The organism is Massilia aerilata (assembly GCF_042656905.1).
Classification (GTDB): domain Bacteria; phylum Pseudomonadota; class Gammaproteobacteria; order Burkholderiales; family Burkholderiaceae_D; genus Telluria; species Telluria aerilata.
Map to the genome: position 1 here is coordinate 606,503 of NZ_JBHSMZ010000004.1, position 14,699 is coordinate 621,201.

The following is a 14,699-nucleotide window of genomic DNA, read 5'->3' on the forward strand; positions in this document are numbered from 1 at the left end:
CCAGGTTTGCAGGCATTTCGTCAGCGCCAGCAGAACTTGGGTTCCCGCCTCCGCGGGAACGACGGCAACGGGAACGAATAAGGAATGAATAATGAGCGAACAACAATTTGACGTCGTCGTGATCGGCGGCGGTCCCGGCGGCTATGTGGCCGCCATCCGCGCTGCCCAGCTGGGCTTCAAGGTGGCCTGCATCGACGAGGCGACCAATGCCAAGGGCGGTCCGGCCCTGGGCGGCACCTGCACCAACGTCGGCTGCATTCCGTCGAAGGCGCTGCTGCAATCGTCGGAACACTTCGAGCACGCCGGCCATGCGTTCAAGGAGCACGGCATCGACGTCGCCGGCCTGTCCCTGAACCTGCCGCAGATGCTGAAGCGTAAAGACAGCGTGGTCAAGGCCAACAACGACGGCATCGTCTACCTGTTCAAGAAGAACAAGGTCAGCTTCTTCCACGGCCGCGGCACGCTCGCCGGCAAGGCTGGCGAGGGCTTCACCGTCAACGTCTCGGGTCCGACCACGGACACCCTGACGGCCAAGAACGTGATCGTCGCCACCGGCTCGAACCCGCGCGAACTGCCGGGCACCCCGTTCGACGAGAAGATCGTCCTGTCGAACACTGGCGCGCTGGCCATCGATGCCGTGCCGGGTAAACTCGGCGTGATCGGCGCCGGCGTGATCGGCCTGGAAATGGGCTCGGTCTGGCGCCGCGTGGGCGCCAAGGTCACCGTGCTGGAAGGCCTGCCGGCCTTCCTGGGCGCGGTCGACCAGCAGATCGCCAAGGAAGCGCAGAAGGCCTTCACCAAGCAGGGCCTGGAGATCCACCTGGGCGTGAAGATCGGTAACATCGTCAAGGGCGACAACAGCGTCACCGTGGAATACGCGGATTCGACCGGCGCCGCACAGACCGCCGTCTTCGACCGCCTGATCGTCTCGATCGGCCGCGTGCCGAACACCATCGGCCTGGGCTTCGAGTCCGTCGGCCTGCAGCTCGACGAGCGCGGCTTCATCGCCGTCGACGACGAGTGCCGCACCGCCGTCCCGGGCATCTGGGCAGTGGGCGACGTCGTGCGCGGCCCGATGCTGGCGCACAAGGCGGAAGAAGAGGGCGTCGCGGTTGCCGAGCGCATCGCCGGCCAGCACGGCCACGTCAACTTCAACACGATTCCGTGGGTGATCTACACCTCGCCGGAAATCGCGTGGGTCGGCCGCACCGAAGAGCAGCTGAAGAAGGACGGCGTCGCGTACAAGGCCGGCACCTTCCCGTTCATGGCCAACGGCCGTGCGCGCGCGCTGGGCGACACCACCGGCATGGTCAAGGTGATCGCCGACGCGGCCACCGACGAGATCCTGGGCGTGCACATCGTGGGCCCGGTCGCTTCCGAGCTGATCTCGGAAGCCGTGGTGGCGATGGAATTCAAGGCATCAAGCGAAGACATCGCACGCATCTGCCACGCGCATCCGACCCTGTCCGAAGCGACCAAGGAAGCCGCGCTCGCCGTCGACAAGCGTTCGCTGAACTTCTAAGTAACACACGTGACGTGGGCACGGGGTGCCCACCCTACGGATCGAATCCATGGTGTCCGCCGGGTCGCCCACGGATACCGGATACACGATACGTAGGGTGGGCACCCCGTGCCCACGCCCCATTCAAAACACCGGTATTCCATGAACGTCCAAGAGTATTACCAGCACGCCCTCACCGAGCGCGGCTTCAAGTCCGATGCGGCCCAGCAGCGCGCGGTGGACCGTCTCCAGCAGGCGTACGACGACTGGGTCCGTTACAAGGCCCAGCGGTCGTCCGCTTTCAAGCGCCTCATCAACCGTCCCGACGTGCCGCAGGGCATCTACATGTGGGGCGGGGTGGGGCGCGGCAAGTCCTTCCTGATGGACAGCTTCTATTCGGTGGTGCCGGTGGTGCGCAAGACGCGCCTGCACTTCCACGAATTCATGCGCGCCGTGCACCGCCAGCTCGACGAGCTGAAGGGCGTCGAAGATCCGCTCAAGGAAGTCGCCAGGCGCATCGCAAAAAAATACCGCCTGATCTGCTTCGACGAATTCCACGTCAGCGACGTCGCCGACGCGATGATCATGTACAACCTGCTCTCAAGCCTGTTCGAGCTCGGCGTCTCCTTCGTGATGACCTCGAACTACGATCCGGACAAGCTGTATCCGGACGGCCTGCACCGCGACCGCATGCTGCCGACCATCGCGCTGCTGAAGGCGAAGCTGGACGTGATGAACGTCGACGCCGGCATCGACTACCGCCACCGCGCGCTGGAGCAGGTGCAGGCCTATTACACGCCGCTGAACGCGGCCAGCGACCACATGCTGCGCGACACCTGGGGCAAGGTCGCCGACACCGCCGACGAGAATCCGATCGTGCACATCGAGCAGCGCGAGATCCGCGCCCTGCGCCATGCCGGCGGCGCGATCTGGTTCGATTTCGCCACCCTGTGCGGCGGCCCGCGCTCGCAGAACGACTACCTGGAGCTGGCGAGCCGCTTCCACACCGTGATCCTGTCCGCCGTGCCGCGCATGTCGGCCTCGATGTCTTCGGAGGCGCGCCGCTTCACCTGGCTGATCGACGTGTTCTACGACCACAAGGTCAAGCTGATCATGTCGGCCGAGGTTGCGCCCGAGGAGCTGTACACGCAGGGCGCGATGTCGAACGAGTTCCATCGCACGGTGTCGCGTATCATTGAGATGCAATCGCGCGAGTACATGCTGGCCGAGCGCCGCGGCGCCGCCGACGCGCTCGCGTGACCGTCCCATCGAAAAGGAAAACAAGAACACGATGAAAGCCGAAACGTTCAAGCGCCGCCTGCTGCCCGCCATGCTGTCCCTGCTGCTGGCCGCCTGCGGCACCAACCGTCCGGCCCCGCGCGAAGCGCCGCCGCCGCCGGTGACTTCCGTGGCGCAAGCCGACCAGCAACTGGCCGCGGTGGCGCGCGAACGCGCCGGCATCGAAGCCCGCTTCGCCGAGCGCGAACGGGTCTGCTACGACAAGTTCTTCGTCAACCGCTGCCTCGACGAAGCCAAGGAGCGCCGCCGCAGTGCGCTGGCGGCCCAGCGCGCGATCGAGGTGCAGGCCGAGCGCTTCAAGCGCCAGGCCGTGGTCGACGAGCGCGACCGCAAACTGGCCGAAGCCGAGAAGAAATACCGCGAGGAAGAGGCGGCGCTGGCCGCCCAGCCGCCGCAGCCGAGCCGGGAAGTCCAGGAAGCGCCGGCGCCGCGCGCCCCGACCGTGCCGGGCCGCGTGGCCGGGCGCAATGCGAAACTGAAGGCGGCCCAGGCCAGGGAAGCGGCCGACGCGCCGAAGCGCGCCCAGAACGTGCGCGATTTCGAGCGCCGCAAGGCCGAAGTGGAAGAGCGCCAGCGCGATGTGGCGCGCAGGAAGGCGGAGCGGGCGGCGAAGTTGGCGAAGAAGGCCGAGGAAGAAGCAGCCAGCGCGGCAAAGGCGGCAAGCCCAGCGGCCAAGTAAATGCAGGGTGGGGTGATTGATGCCGGGGGCATCAATCACGTGCCCACGCCCGCGTCACACCGCGCGCCTTAACTTCTGCACCGTGTAATTCCCCGCATCCTGCGGCGGCCGCACCAGCTTCAGGATCGCCATCGTGCAATTCCCACCCTTGCCCTGCGAACGCTCGCCAGCCTTGCTGATCAGCATCTCCGATGCCTGGCGCGGCGTCGCGCGCGAGGTGGCGGCGCCCAGTTCGGCGTCGGTGAAGAAGTGCCACAGCCCGTCGGAGGCGAGCAGGAACACGTCGCCGGCGCCCAGGCCGGTGTGGTGGCCGATCGTGACGTAGGGATCCTTCCGGCTATTGCCCAGCACATTCACCAGCAGCTTGGACTTGCGGTGGTTCTTCGCGGCCTCGGGCGGCAGGCGGTCGGTCGCGACCAGGTGCTCGACGTATTCAAGGTCGCCGCTGCGCGCCAGGCAGGCGCCGTTCTGGAAGTGGTAGAGGCGCGAATCGCCCACGTGCGCCCACACGGCCTCGCCATGCGGCGAGAGCAGCAAGCCGACGAAGCTGGCATGGGCCTCGGCCTGGGCGGCCAGCGCGTTCATCTTGATGACCATGTGCGTCTCCTGCACGATGTCGCGCAGCAGTTGCTCCAGGCGTTCGAGGGCCGGATGGTCGCCGGGCTTGAACAGGTCGAACACCTGCTTGGCCGTGTGCAGGACCTGCTCCGAGGCCGCCGCGCCGGCGATGCCGTCGGACAGCACCGCCAGCACGTAGCCGGGCGCGCGCGTCCCCGTCATCAATGCGACCCGGTCGTTCTGCTGCGGGCGGTTGCCGATGTGCTGCGCGGTTCCCGCTTCTAACTTGTATGAACTCATAAACGTGGCTTTCCGATACCGGCTTGCCGAACTTTGTTGGCGGCAACGTCGGCGTAGATTAAACTATGCACTGGTTTGTACTACAGTTGCAAGCCGTAACGAAGAATCGCGTCCTCCCACCCCAGCAACAGCTCTTAAGTTCGGAAATGCCAACATGATCGACGTCCAGGAGATCCACCGCCGTATTGTTGAACTCGACGTGGAACACCGCGACCTCGACGCTGTCATCGACATGCTGACGCGGGACGGCCATTCCGACCAGTTACAGCTGCGCCGTCTGAAGAAGCGCAAGCTGCAGCTGAAGGACCACATCACTTTGCTGAAAATGCAGTTGGTGCCGGACGTGCCAGCGTAAGCTGTCAGTCTTTCACCGCCAGATTCCTATTTTGACCGATCACCTGCCCCTGTCCGGCCTTGCCGGCGAGCCCGTTCCTGCGGACACTGCGAACACTGCCGACAATGCCGATGCCGCCGCGCCCGACGCGGCCGAATCCGCTGCGCCGGGTAAATACGATGCCGAAGTCGACCGCATCTTCGGCCCAAACGGCCCGCTCGCGCCCGCCGTCGGCAGCTTCAAGCCGCGCCAGTCGCAAACCGAGATGGCCAAGGCGATCGCCGACGCCATCGGCAAGCAGGGCACGCTCATCGCCGAGGCCGGCACGGGCACGGGCAAGACCTTCGCGTATCTGGTTCCGGCGCTGCTGTGGGGCGGCAAGACCATCATTTCGACCGGCACCAAGAACCTGCAGGACCAGCTGTTCTCGCGCGACATCCCGAACGTGCGCCAGGCGCTGCGCGCGCCGGTCTCGGTGGCGCTGCTGAAAGGCCGCGCCAACTACGTCTGCCATTACAACCTGGAACGTACGCTGCAGAACGGGCGCCTGACCTCGCGCGACGACGTCGGCCACCTGCGCGAAATCTCGCGCTTCATCAAGATGAGCAACTCGGGCGACAAGGCCGAGCTGGCGAAAGTGCCCGAAACCGCGTCGGTATGGAACCTGGTGACCTCGACCCGCGAAAACTGCGTGGGCCAGGAATGCCAGTACTACCAGGACTGCTTCGTGATGAAGGCGCGCCGCGAGGCCCAGCAGGCCGACGTGGTCGTGGTCAACCACCACCTGTTCTTCGCCGACGTCGCCCTGAAGGAGGGCGGCATGGCCGAGCTGCTGCCGTCCGCCAACACCATCGTCTTCGACGAGGCGCACCAGCTGCCGGAAGTGGCGACCCTGTTCTTCGGCACCACGGTCTCGACCTCGCAAGTGCTGGAATTGTGCCGCGACGTGCTGGCCGAAGGCCTGGCGCATGCGCGCGGCGGCCCGGACTGGGCCAAGACCGTGATGGTGGTCGAGAAGGCCGCGCGCGACCTGCGCCTGACATTCCCGGAAGGTGGCACCCGCCTGTCGCTGCCGCAGATTCCGCCGAGCTCGGACTTCTTCCCGGCGCTGGAAAAGCTGAAGGAAGAACTGGAAGGCATGGTCGACGTGCTCGAGGAAAACGCCGAGCGCGCCGAGACCCTGGAACAGTGCCGCGTGCGCGCGGTGGAAATGCTGGAGAGCTTCAAGGACTGGAAGCAGGCGCCGGTCAAGAAGGACCCGAAGGAAAAGGACTACAGCCAGTTCGCCGGCGCCGAGGCGGTGCTGTGGGTCGAGGCTTTCTCGTCCTCGCTGCAGCTGCACAAGACGCCGCTGTCGATCGCGCCGATCTTCGCCGGCCAGCGCGCCGGCACGCCGCGCAGCTGGATCTTCACCTCGGCGACGCTGGCGGTGAAGAGCGACTTCAAGCACTTCACCTCGCAGATGGGCATGACCGGCGAGCCGGCGCGCACCTGGCCCAGCCCCTTCGATTACCAGGAGCAGGGCATCCTCTACGTGCCGACTGGGCTGCCGGAACCGAACACGATGGGCTACACCGACGCCGTGGTGGACGCGGCGCTGCCGGTCATCGAAGCGGCGGGCGGGCGCACCTTCTTCCTGTGCACGACGATCCGCGCGGTGAACCGCGTGGCCGAGCGCCTGCGCGAAGAGTTCGCGGCGCGCGGGCTGGCGTTCCCCTTGTTCGTTCAAGGCGAGCGCGGCCGCACCGAGCTGCTGGATTCCTTCCGCACCGCCGGCAACGCCGTGCTGGTGGGCAGCCAGAGCTTCTGGGAAGGCGTGGACGTGCGCGGCGAGGCGCTGTCCCTGGTCATCATCGACAAGCTGCCTTTCGCCCCGCCGGACGATCCGGTGCTGGCGGCGCGCATCGAAGTGATGGAAAAGAAGGGCATGAACGGCTTCGTCCACCACACGCTGCCGGAAGCGATCATCAACCTGAAACAGGGCGCCGGCCGCCTGATCCGCGACGTCGACGACCGCGGCGTGCTGATGCTGTGCGACCCGCGCGTGATCAGCAAGCCGTATGGGCGGCGCATCTGGCAGAGTTTGCCGCCGTTCCGGCGTACGCGGGTGCAGGCGGACGTCATCGATTTTTATCAGCAGAAGCCGGAAACGGACGCATGACCCACGTCGTCCCCGACCTAGCCGGCCGCCTTGGCGGGGACCCAAGGTGCGTGGGCATTTGCCCACGCCACCATTAAAACAACGAACCCGTCTCCGGCACCACCGCCACCTTTTTCGCCCGCGGCGCCGCCGGCGCTGCCCACGCCTTCATCCGCTCGGCCGGGTAATGCCGCAGGAACTCGCGCGCGAGGTCGGGATGGCGGCAGCTGAGCCAGGCATCCACGTCTTCCGGCGGCAGCACCACCAGCGCGCGCTTTTCGTCGCCCGGCTTGTGGAAGCGCTTCATCAGCGGATGCTCATCGGCGTTGATGGTGATCTGGGTGAAGGAGGTGCCCGGATTGCCGTCCGCCTCGCGCCACTCGCGCCACAGGCCCGCGACGAAGAAGGGCGCGTCGTCCTCCATGCCGATGCCGAAGCGCTCGGCCTTCCCGCTCTCGTAATTCGGTTCGTAGAAGCAGGTCATCGGCACCGCGCACAGCTGGGTGCGGTGCCAGGCCGGCGCAAACGAACGCTTCTCGGCGATCGACTCGGCGCGCGCATTCATCGTGTCGAAGACCTTCACGCCGGCCGGGATGTGGCGGCGCGGGACCATGCCGTAGCTGGCCAGGCTCAGCATGCGCTGGTTGTTGGCGTCCGTGCGCACGATGGGCGCGAGGTAGTCCTTCCAGGTCTCGGTGGGCCAGTCCCAGTCTTTATACAGGTCGACCAGGGTGCCGAGGACCATGTCCAGCTGCTCGGGGAGGGGAGGGCGGTAGTTGACGCACATGGTGTCAGCTGCCTTTCAAGGTGCGCGCATGGGCCAGCACCTCGTCCACGCGGCCCTCGCCCACCAGCTGCGCCGGCGCGTGGTTGCCGAAGGCCGCCAGCGGCGTCTCCATCCAGGCGCTGGCGGCATCGTCGCTGCCCAGCACCGCGCGCACCGCGTGCATGACGGTGTAATAGGCCTGGGCCTTGCGCGATTGCTGCTCGAAGCGGGCGCGCAGGGCGGCCAGGCTGTCCTGGTTCAGTCGTTCCTCGCTCATGCCGTCGCTCCCGGTACGATCACCACCTTGCCCGTTACCTTGCGCTCGGCCATGTCGTTCAGCGCCTGCGCGCTATCCTTCAATGCATAGCGCCGCGACACCAGCGGCCGCAATCTGCCTTCCGCCATCCAGCCCAGCATCTGGCGCATCGCCGCCAGGTTCGCCTGCGGCTCGCGGCGCACGAAGTCGCCCCAGAACACGCCCACCACCGAGGCGCCTTTCAGCAGCATCAGGTTCCACGGCAGCTTCGGGATCTCGCCGTTGGCGAAGCCGACCACCAGGTGCCGGCCGCGCCAGGCGATAGCCCGCAGCGCCGGCTCGCTGTAGACGCCGCCGACCGGGTCGTAGATCACATCCGGGCCGCGGCCGCCGGTGGCCGCCTTGAGCGCCTCGCGCAGGTCTTCCCTGGTGTAGTCGATCAGCACGTCGGCGCCGTGGGCCTTGCACACCGTCAGCTTTTCCGGGCTCGACGCGGCCGCGATCACGCGCGCGCCGAGCGCCTTGCCGATCTCGATGGCCGCCAGGCCGACGCCGCCGGCCGCGCCCAGCACCAGCATGGTCTCGCCGGGCTGCAGCGCGCCGCGGTCGACGATCGCGTGGTGCGAGGTGCCGTAGGTGAGGGTGATGGCGGCGGCGACCTCGAAGTCCATCCCGGGCGGCATGGGTACCAGGGCTTCGACCGGGGCCAGGGCCTGCTCGGCGAAGGCGCCGGTGCGGGTGAAGCCGATCACGCGGTCGCCGGTCTTGTAAGCGGTGACGCCGTCGCCCACCGCGCGCACGATGCCGGCGAACTCGTTGCCCGGCGTGAAGGGCAGTTCGGGTTTCACCTGGTACTTGCCCTGCACGGTCAGCACGTCCGGGAAATTGACCCCGGCCGCCTTCACGTCGACCACCACCTGGCCCGCGCCCGGAACCAGATCCGCGACGTCTTCCACCACCAGGCTGTCCGGTGGTCCCCAGGCCTTGCAAACGACCGCCTTCATATCGCTCTCCTTCTGAAAGATGGAATTATGCCCGATGGCAGCTCCGCCGAGTCCGGCAGGGTCGCTTGTGCTGTCACAACATGCATCATGCATGCGTTGGTAGAGTCAGCTGGTCCGCTGCCGGTGGCAGTGATAGTGGCTGCCAAGGGGCAGTGAACTAGGGGAACGCAATGGGGATCCGTTACGGCTGTTTCTTCAGCTATGCCCATGGGCGGCATGAGCTCATGCAGCGCTTCAAGGCCACCCTGGCCGACGCCCTGCGCTGCTACCTCGAGCCCTACTTCGACAACGAAGACGAATTGTTCGTCGACGTCGAACAGCTCGGCGGCGGCGACGACCTCGATCACAAGATCGCGCGCGCGATGTGCGAGAGCGTCTGCATGATCCTGATTTACACGCCCAAGTACGAAGCCCACGCCTACACGCGGCGCGAGTACGCGGCCATGCGCCAGCTGGAAATCGAGCGCAGCAAATGGTATGCGCTGCCCAGCCACCTGATCATCCCCGTGATCATGACCCAGCATCCGGAGCAGCTGCCGCCGCAGATCACCGAGTCCAGCTTCTATGTCGACTTCTCCCGCTTCACGATGGCGACCGCCGACCTGAAATCGAATCCCGAATTCCTGCCCGACATCGACAAGATGGTCAGGCGCATCGTCACGCATTACCAGTGCCTGAAAAAATACATGCCGCCGGGGCACGACTGCAACCAATTCGAGCTCCCCGATGTCCCACCCCCGTGGCGCGAAATAACGGATACCACCTTTCCCAAAAAATGAGGAGCAATATGGATACGAATCGCATCACCTCCGCGCCGGCGCTTGCCGGCGAGGTGACGACGTTTTACGCGTACGATGGCGCGGGTGCGCGCAGTCGCGCGCTTGTTCATGCCGCATGGCTATTGTCTGGACGCAAAAACGCGAAAACGCCGGTACTGATGATCGACTGGGACCTCGAAGGGCCGGGTCTCCACCATTATTTTCCGGGCCAGCACGCGCAAGCTGAACGTGCGGGCGTCCTCGAGCTGTTCGAAGCCTGCCGCGAGCGCCTGCACGCGCTCGGGCGTGCGCCCGCCGACGAAGTGCGCGAGCTGGCCGACGAGGTGCTGCAGACCATCGCCTGGGACGACTACCTCGAACGGGTCGACGATACCCGTCCTCTCTACCTGATGCGCGCCGGCCGCTTCGACGACAGCTACGGCGAACGGGTCGACCGGCTCGACTGGGATGCGCTGTTCTGCGCCTGCCCGGCCCTGTTCCGCAGCTTTGCGGCCCACCTGACGCGGCGCTTCGCCCATGTGCTGGTCGATTGCCGCAGCGGCCGCTCGGCCGCCACCAGCGTCTGCACGGCTTTATTGCCGGACAAGATGGTCGGATTGTTCACGCCCGAGCCGCGCAGCCTGGACGGCCTCGGCGGCGTGGTGCGGCGCGCGCTCGACTACCGCTGCAGCCACGAGGACGAGCAGCGGCCGCTGCTGGTCTACCCGCTGCCCAGCCCGCCGGACGGCGCCGCCGAAGGGCGGATCGGCTGGCGCCACGGCCGCGAAGGCCGCGGCCAGCCGGGCTACCAGCCGGTGCTCGAAGCCCTGTTGGGGGAATGCTACGGCCTGGACGGCGTCGGGCTCGACAGTTATCTCGACGAAGTCCAGTTGCTGCAGGCCGGCATCGCCGAGGCCGTCCTGCCGGCGCCCCGCGGCGCCGAGCGCGACCGGCTGGGCCCGGCGCGCAGCATCGAGACCTTGCTCGAGTGGATGGAACCCGGCCATTTTCCTTGGCGGCCGCTGGCCGAGGTGCGCCTGGTGCAGGCCGTGGCGGCGCTGCGCGAGCGCGCCGGCGACGCGCCGCTGGCGCGCGAGCTGGCGCGGCTGGGGCAGCTCTACCTGGGCCAGCAGGGCGACGAGCTGGAGGCCGCACGCCGCCTCGAACGGCATGTGATTGCGCTGGAAGAGGGGCTGCACGCGATGGAAGAGGGCAGGCGCGTGATCCGCAACTGAGATCTGGCCGCGCCCCGACTGGGCCGGGCGCAGGTGTGGCGCATGCGCGACGGCTGGCCGCGGCCATGCGGCGACGGGCGCGGGCGGAAGGGCCGGCGCAGTGCGCGCTTCGTCCCGATGAGCAATAAATGTGCAGCCCTAAGCGTCGATACAGCCGTTGCTTCAGGTAAAATCGCACGCATGCGTATCCTTATCAGTAACGACGACGGCTATCTCGCGCCTGGTATCCAGGCGCTGGCCGACGCGCTTGCCGCGGTCGCCGACATCGTGGTGGTGGCTCCCGACAGCAATCGTTCGGGCGCTTCCAACTCGCTGTCGCTGGACCGGCCGCTGTCGGTGTCGAAAGCTGCAAACGGTTTCTATTTCGTCAACGGCACGCCGACCGACTGCGTGCACATCGCCCTGACCGGGATGCTGGATGTCCGGCCCGACCTGGTCGTTTCCGGCGTCAACAACGGCCAGAACATGGGCGACGACACCCTGTACTCGGGCACGGTGGCGGCGGCGACCGAGGCTTACCTGTTTGGGATCCCGGCGATCGCCTTCTCGCAGGTCCACAGCGGCTGGAGCGAGGTCGAATCGGCGGCGCGCGTGGCCCGCGACATCGTGCTGCGCCACTTCGAGACCCTGGAATCGCCTTTCCTGCTGAACGTAAATATCCCGAACCTGCCGTATGACCAGATGGGGCCGCTTACCGCGACCCGGCTGGGGCGCCGCCACCAGGCCGAGCCGGTGATCCGCGCCCAGGACCCGCGCGGCAGGGAGATTTTCTGGATCGGCGCACCGGGCGCCTGCCGCGACGCCGGCGAGGGCACCGATTTTCATGCCACCAGCCAGGGACGCGTGTCGATCACGCCGCTGCAGGTGGACCTGACCCACCGTGAACAGCTGGAATCGTTGCGAGGCTGGTTGAAATGACTGAAAAGCGCAGCACCTTTCCCTTGCCGCTGTCGTCCGTGACCGGCGCGAGCACCCGAAAACCTGCTGCGCCGGCGCCGGTGGCGACACCCCAGACAGCGACCCAGAACGCGCGCACCAGCCAGGCCCAGACCCGGCAGCTTCCGCCGCCGGGCCCGGGTCCGCGTCCCGCCGCATCGGGCGCGCCGCAGCCAGCCCAGCCCCAGCAGACCATGCAACGCTCCGACCTGGCCGCCACCGAGGCGCCGCGCCGGGCCATGGCGGCCCATGTTGCGCGCCAGGGCGTCAAGGACGGACAGGTGCTGGCCGCGCTGGAAAGCATGCCGCGCCATATGTTCATCGAACCGGCCCTGTCGAGCCAGGCCTATGCCGACGTCTCGCTGCCGATCGGCCATAACCAGACGATTTCGCAGCCGTATATCGTGGCGCGGATGATCGAGTTGCTCCGGGAAGGCGGCCAGCCGCAAGGAGGGCGGCTCATGCGCGTGCTCGAGATCGGCACCGGCTGCGGCTACCAGGCCGCGGTGCTCTCCTGCGTGGCGCAGGAGGTATACTCGATCGAGCGGATCAAGCCGCTGCACGAGCTGGCCAAGGCCAACCTGAGACCCTTGCGCATTGCAAATCTACGCTTGCAATACGGAGATGGTATGCTTGGGCTGCCGCAAGTGGCGCCCTTCGACGGCATCATCCTTGCGGCGGCCGGTCTCGAGGTGCCGCGGGCACTGCTCGAGCAGCTGGCCATCGGCGCCCGGCTGGTGGCGCCCGTCGGCGCACAGGTCCAGCACCTGCAACGCATCACCCGCACCGGCAAATCGGAATGGACCAGCGAAACGCTGGAAGCCTGCCATTTTGTCCCGCTGCGGCCAGGCACCGTCTGAGAGTGCCAGAAAGTCGTAACAGAATTAGATGAGAATGAAACCAACACCCCGCCTAGCCCTGCTGACCATCAGTATCGTGCTGAGCGCCTGCAGCACCGAAACCCGCCAGGCGCCCGTGATCGACCGTCCGGCCCCGCCGGCCGCCAACAAGGGCGCGCGCGTGCCGCACCCGGCGCCGGCCCCGGCCCCGGTCAACGACGAACCGAAAGCCGACGCGCGCGGCAGCTATACCGTGCGCAAGGGCGATACCCTGCTGAAGATTGCGCTCGACTTCGGCCAGAATTATCGCGACATCGTCGCCTGGAATAATCTCGCCGACCCGGACGACATCAAGGTCGGCCAGGTGCTGCGCGTGACGCCCGACCGCGGCAACAACAACGGCCTGGCCGGCACCAATCCGGTCGCCATGCCCGGCGCCGAGAAACCGGCCGTCCCGCCGAAGAAAACCGCGCCGCGCGGCGACAAGAAGGCCTATTCGGAAGGCAACCTGGCGGATTCCCAGAAAGACGACAACCCGACCGTCAACCCGAAAGCCGCCGAGCGCCCGTCCGGCGCGCTTGCCGCCGGTAGCACCGTGACCGCCAACGACGACGAAAAGCTGAGCTGGATGTGGCCGTCCAACGGCAAAATCCTCGCCACTTTTGACGAAGGCAAGAACAAGGGCATCGATATCGCAGGCAGGCTCGGTCAGCAGGTGATGGCCGCCGGTCCCGGAAAGGTGATGTACGCAGGGAGCGGCATCCGCGGATATGGTAATCTCGTGATTGTTAAGCACAGCAACAGCCTGCTGTCGGCATATGCGCACAACCGCGCGATCCTCGTCAAGGAAGGCGATAGCGTGGCCAAGGGCCAGGCGATCGCGGAGATGGGCGATTCCGATGCCGACACGGTCAAACTGCATTTCGAGATACGCCAGCAGGGCAAGCCGGTCGACCCGTCGAAGTTCCTGCCCAGTCGTTAGCGAGGACCAATGACGCTGCCGCCCGACCCGTTGGACCAGGACATGCCGGACGACGCGCCGGACGATGTACCGGATGAAGCGCTGGGCGACGGCGAGTTCGGCGCGGACGGCAGCGAGCGCGCGGAAATGCTGCCTGAGGGGCCGGCGGCGCCGGCCGAGGGCGTCGACGAGCTCAAGAGCGTGCTGCAGGCCGAGCTCTCCACCGACACCACCCAGTACTACCTGAACCGGATCGGCGCCAAGCCCCTGCTCACGGCCGAGCAGGAAGTGCATTACGCGACCCTGGCCAAGGCTGGAGATTTTGCCGCCCGGCAAAAAATGATCGAGCACAACCTGCGCCTGGTCGTCTCGATCGCCAAGCACTACATCAACCGCGGCGTGGTCCTGCTCGACCTGATCGAGGAGGGCAATATCGGCCTGATGCGCGCGATCGACAAGTTCGAGCCTGAGCGCGGTTTCCGTTTTTCGACCTACGCCACCTGGTGGATCCGCCAGAGCATCGAGCGCGCCATCATGAACCAGGCCCGCACCGTGCGCCTGCCTGTGCACATGGTGCGCGAGCTGAACCAGGTGCTGCGCGCCAAGTACCACCTGGAGGCTCAGCACCACGACGGCAAGGAAGCCAGCGCCGAGGACATCGCCAGCCTGGTCGGGCGCCCGGTGGAAGAAGTGCAGGACATCCTGGCCCTGTCCGAGCACGCGGCCTCGCTCGACGCCCCGCTCGACAACGACCCGCAGACCAGCCTGATGGACATGCTGCCCGACGAAGGCGACGTCAGCCCCGACGCGCGCGCCGAGCACCACGAGATGACCCTGCTGGTGCGCGACTGGCTGCAAAAGCTGCCGGACAAGCAGCGCGTGGTGGTGATGCGCCGCTTCGGTCTCGACAACGACGACCCCGCCACCCTCGAAACCCTGGCCGAAGAGATGGGCGTGACCCGCGAACGGGTGCGCCAGATCCAGCAGGAAGCGCTGGTCAAGCTGAAGCGGGCGATGGCGGCCCGTGGCGTCGTGCGCGATTCCTTGCTATGATGTTCGGCTAATCTGCGTCGTTCCCGCGCAGGCGGGAACCCAAGTTCGGCGCAAAGCCAAGCCTTCGTACTGTCCAACAC

General features: G+C 66.7%; 15 protein-coding genes. 11 read left to right on the forward strand and 4 right to left on the reverse strand.

Annotated features, from left to right (window positions below):
* Nucleotides 1-91: 91 nt before the first annotated feature.
* From lpdA to ACFPO9_RS07620, 3 genes are all read left to right on the forward strand, one after another.
* Complete coding sequence (gene lpdA / locus ACFPO9_RS07610) at nucleotides 92-1,522, forward strand: dihydrolipoyl dehydrogenase (protein WP_379769070.1); 1,431 nt, start codon at nucleotides 92-94, stop codon at nucleotides 1,520-1,522.
* 141 nt (nucleotides 1,523-1,663) lie between these two features.
* A complete protein-coding gene (zapE, locus tag ACFPO9_RS07615; RefSeq protein ID WP_379769072.1) occupies nucleotides 1,664-2,761 on the forward strand; it encodes a cell division protein ZapE in 1,098 nt (365 codons plus the stop codon).
* 31 nt (nucleotides 2,762-2,792) lie between these two features.
* Nucleotides 2,793-3,479, forward strand: a complete 687-nt coding sequence (locus ACFPO9_RS07620; RefSeq protein WP_379769074.1) for a hypothetical protein — start codon at nucleotides 2,793-2,795, stop codon at nucleotides 3,477-3,479.
* Between the two features lie 54 nt (nucleotides 3,480-3,533).
* On the opposite strand, the gene ACFPO9_RS07625 is transcribed toward ACFPO9_RS07620, so the two are convergent.
* Nucleotides 3,534-4,337 (reverse strand): PP2C family protein-serine/threonine phosphatase, encoded by an 804-nt coding sequence (locus ACFPO9_RS07625; protein ID WP_379769076.1) that lies wholly within the window; start codon nucleotides 4,335-4,337, stop codon nucleotides 3,534-3,536.
* 154 nt (nucleotides 4,338-4,491) lie between these two features.
* On the opposite strand from ACFPO9_RS07625, the gene ACFPO9_RS07630 reads away from it, so the two are divergent.
* Complete coding sequence (locus ACFPO9_RS07630; RefSeq protein ID WP_230029886.1) at nucleotides 4,492-4,692, forward strand: YdcH family protein; 201 nt, start codon at nucleotides 4,492-4,494, stop codon at nucleotides 4,690-4,692.
* Nucleotides 4,693-4,723: 31 nt separating this feature from the next.
* The gene (locus tag ACFPO9_RS07635; protein WP_379769079.1) at nucleotides 4,724-6,832 is read left to right on the forward strand and encodes an ATP-dependent DNA helicase; all 2,109 of its coding nucleotides are present in this window, start codon (nucleotides 4,724-4,726) and stop codon (nucleotides 6,830-6,832) included.
* Between the two features lie 73 nt (nucleotides 6,833-6,905).
* On the opposite strand, the gene ACFPO9_RS07640 is transcribed toward ACFPO9_RS07635, so the two are convergent.
* Genes ACFPO9_RS07640 through ACFPO9_RS07650 form a run of 3 tightly spaced genes read right to left on the reverse strand, consistent with a single transcriptional unit; the run spans nucleotide 6,906 to nucleotide 8,837 of the window.
* Nucleotides 6,906-7,598: an SOS response-associated peptidase gene (locus ACFPO9_RS07640; protein WP_379769081.1), complete on the reverse strand. Its 693-nt coding sequence runs from the start codon at nucleotides 7,596-7,598 to the stop codon at nucleotides 6,906-6,908.
* Nucleotides 7,599-7,602: 4 nt separating this feature from the next.
* Nucleotides 7,603-7,854 (reverse strand): MbcA/ParS/Xre antitoxin family protein, encoded by a 252-nt coding sequence (locus ACFPO9_RS07645; protein ID WP_379769083.1) that lies wholly within the window; start codon nucleotides 7,852-7,854, stop codon nucleotides 7,603-7,605.
* Nucleotides 7,851-8,837: an NADPH:quinone oxidoreductase family protein gene (locus ACFPO9_RS07650; RefSeq protein ID WP_379769086.1), complete on the reverse strand. Its 987-nt coding sequence runs from the start codon at nucleotides 8,835-8,837 to the stop codon at nucleotides 7,851-7,853. Before ACFPO9_RS07650 ends, ACFPO9_RS07645 begins: the two co-directional genes overlap by 4 nt.
* 170 nt (nucleotides 8,838-9,007) lie before the next feature.
* Here ACFPO9_RS07650 and ACFPO9_RS07655 point away from each other — a divergent pair, with 170 nt between their 5' ends.
* The 6 genes from ACFPO9_RS07655 (at nucleotide 9,008) to rpoS (ending at nucleotide 14,619) form a co-directional block, all read left to right on the forward strand.
* Nucleotides 9,008-9,616, forward strand: a complete 609-nt coding sequence (locus ACFPO9_RS07655; protein ID WP_379769088.1) for a toll/interleukin-1 receptor domain-containing protein — start codon at nucleotides 9,008-9,010, stop codon at nucleotides 9,614-9,616.
* A gap of 8 nt (nucleotides 9,617-9,624) precedes the next feature.
* Nucleotides 9,625-10,830: a hypothetical protein gene (locus ACFPO9_RS07660; RefSeq protein WP_379769090.1), complete on the forward strand. Its 1,206-nt coding sequence runs from the start codon at nucleotides 9,625-9,627 to the stop codon at nucleotides 10,828-10,830.
* Nucleotides 10,831-11,010: 180 nt separating this feature from the next.
* On the forward strand, nucleotides 11,011-11,748 hold the full coding sequence (surE, locus tag ACFPO9_RS07665) for a 5'/3'-nucleotidase SurE (RefSeq protein WP_379769092.1): 738 nt from the start codon (nucleotides 11,011-11,013) through the stop codon (nucleotides 11,746-11,748).
* Nucleotides 11,745-12,626, forward strand: coding sequence for a protein-L-isoaspartate(D-aspartate) O-methyltransferase (locus ACFPO9_RS07670; RefSeq protein ID WP_379769095.1), 882 nt, complete (start codon nucleotides 11,745-11,747; stop codon nucleotides 12,624-12,626). Before surE ends, ACFPO9_RS07670 begins: the two co-directional genes overlap by 4 nt.
* A 34-nt stretch (nucleotides 12,627-12,660) precedes the next feature.
* Nucleotides 12,661-13,587 (forward strand): peptidoglycan DD-metalloendopeptidase family protein, encoded by a 927-nt coding sequence (locus ACFPO9_RS07675; RefSeq protein ID WP_379769097.1) that lies wholly within the window; start codon nucleotides 12,661-12,663, stop codon nucleotides 13,585-13,587.
* A gap of 9 nt (nucleotides 13,588-13,596) precedes the next feature.
* Nucleotides 13,597-14,619: an RNA polymerase sigma factor RpoS gene (rpoS, locus tag ACFPO9_RS07680; protein WP_379769101.1), complete on the forward strand. Its 1,023-nt coding sequence runs from the start codon at nucleotides 13,597-13,599 to the stop codon at nucleotides 14,617-14,619.
* Nucleotides 14,620-14,699: the final 80 nt, after the last annotated feature.

Bases quoted from the DNA above. Each gene is read 5' to 3' on its own strand.
- rpoS (WP_379769101.1), top strand. From the start codon at position 13,597: ATGACGCTGCCGCCCGACCCGTTGGACCAGGACATGCCGGACGACGCG.
- ACFPO9_RS07645 (WP_379769083.1), bottom strand. From the start codon at position 7,854: ATGAGCGAGGAACGACTGAACCAGGACAGCCTGGCCGCCCTGCGCGCC.
- ACFPO9_RS07655 (WP_379769088.1), top strand. From the start codon at position 9,008: ATGGGGATCCGTTACGGCTGTTTCTTCAGCTATGCCCATGGGCGGCAT.
- lpdA (WP_379769070.1), top strand. From the start codon at position 92: ATGAGCGAACAACAATTTGACGTCGTCGTGATCGGCGGCGGTCCCGGC.
- ACFPO9_RS07620 (WP_379769074.1), top strand. From the start codon at position 2,793: ATGAAAGCCGAAACGTTCAAGCGCCGCCTGCTGCCCGCCATGCTGTCC.
- ACFPO9_RS07625 (WP_379769076.1), bottom strand. From the start codon at position 4,337: ATGAGTTCATACAAGTTAGAAGCGGGAACCGCGCAGCACATCGGCAAC.
- zapE (WP_379769072.1), top strand. From the start codon at position 1,664: ATGAACGTCCAAGAGTATTACCAGCACGCCCTCACCGAGCGCGGCTTC.
- ACFPO9_RS07670 (WP_379769095.1), top strand. From the start codon at position 11,745: ATGACTGAAAAGCGCAGCACCTTTCCCTTGCCGCTGTCGTCCGTGACC.
- ACFPO9_RS07675 (WP_379769097.1), top strand. From the start codon at position 12,661: ATGAAACCAACACCCCGCCTAGCCCTGCTGACCATCAGTATCGTGCTG.
- ACFPO9_RS07640 (WP_379769081.1), bottom strand. From the start codon at position 7,598: ATGTGCGTCAACTACCGCCCTCCCCTCCCCGAGCAGCTGGACATGGTC.
- ACFPO9_RS07630 (WP_230029886.1), top strand. From the start codon at position 4,492: ATGATCGACGTCCAGGAGATCCACCGCCGTATTGTTGAACTCGACGTG.
- ACFPO9_RS07660 (WP_379769090.1), top strand. From the start codon at position 9,625: ATGGATACGAATCGCATCACCTCCGCGCCGGCGCTTGCCGGCGAGGTG.
- ACFPO9_RS07650 (WP_379769086.1), bottom strand. From the start codon at position 8,837: ATGAAGGCGGTCGTTTGCAAGGCCTGGGGACCACCGGACAGCCTGGTG.
- surE (WP_379769092.1), top strand. From the start codon at position 11,011: ATGCGTATCCTTATCAGTAACGACGACGGCTATCTCGCGCCTGGTATC.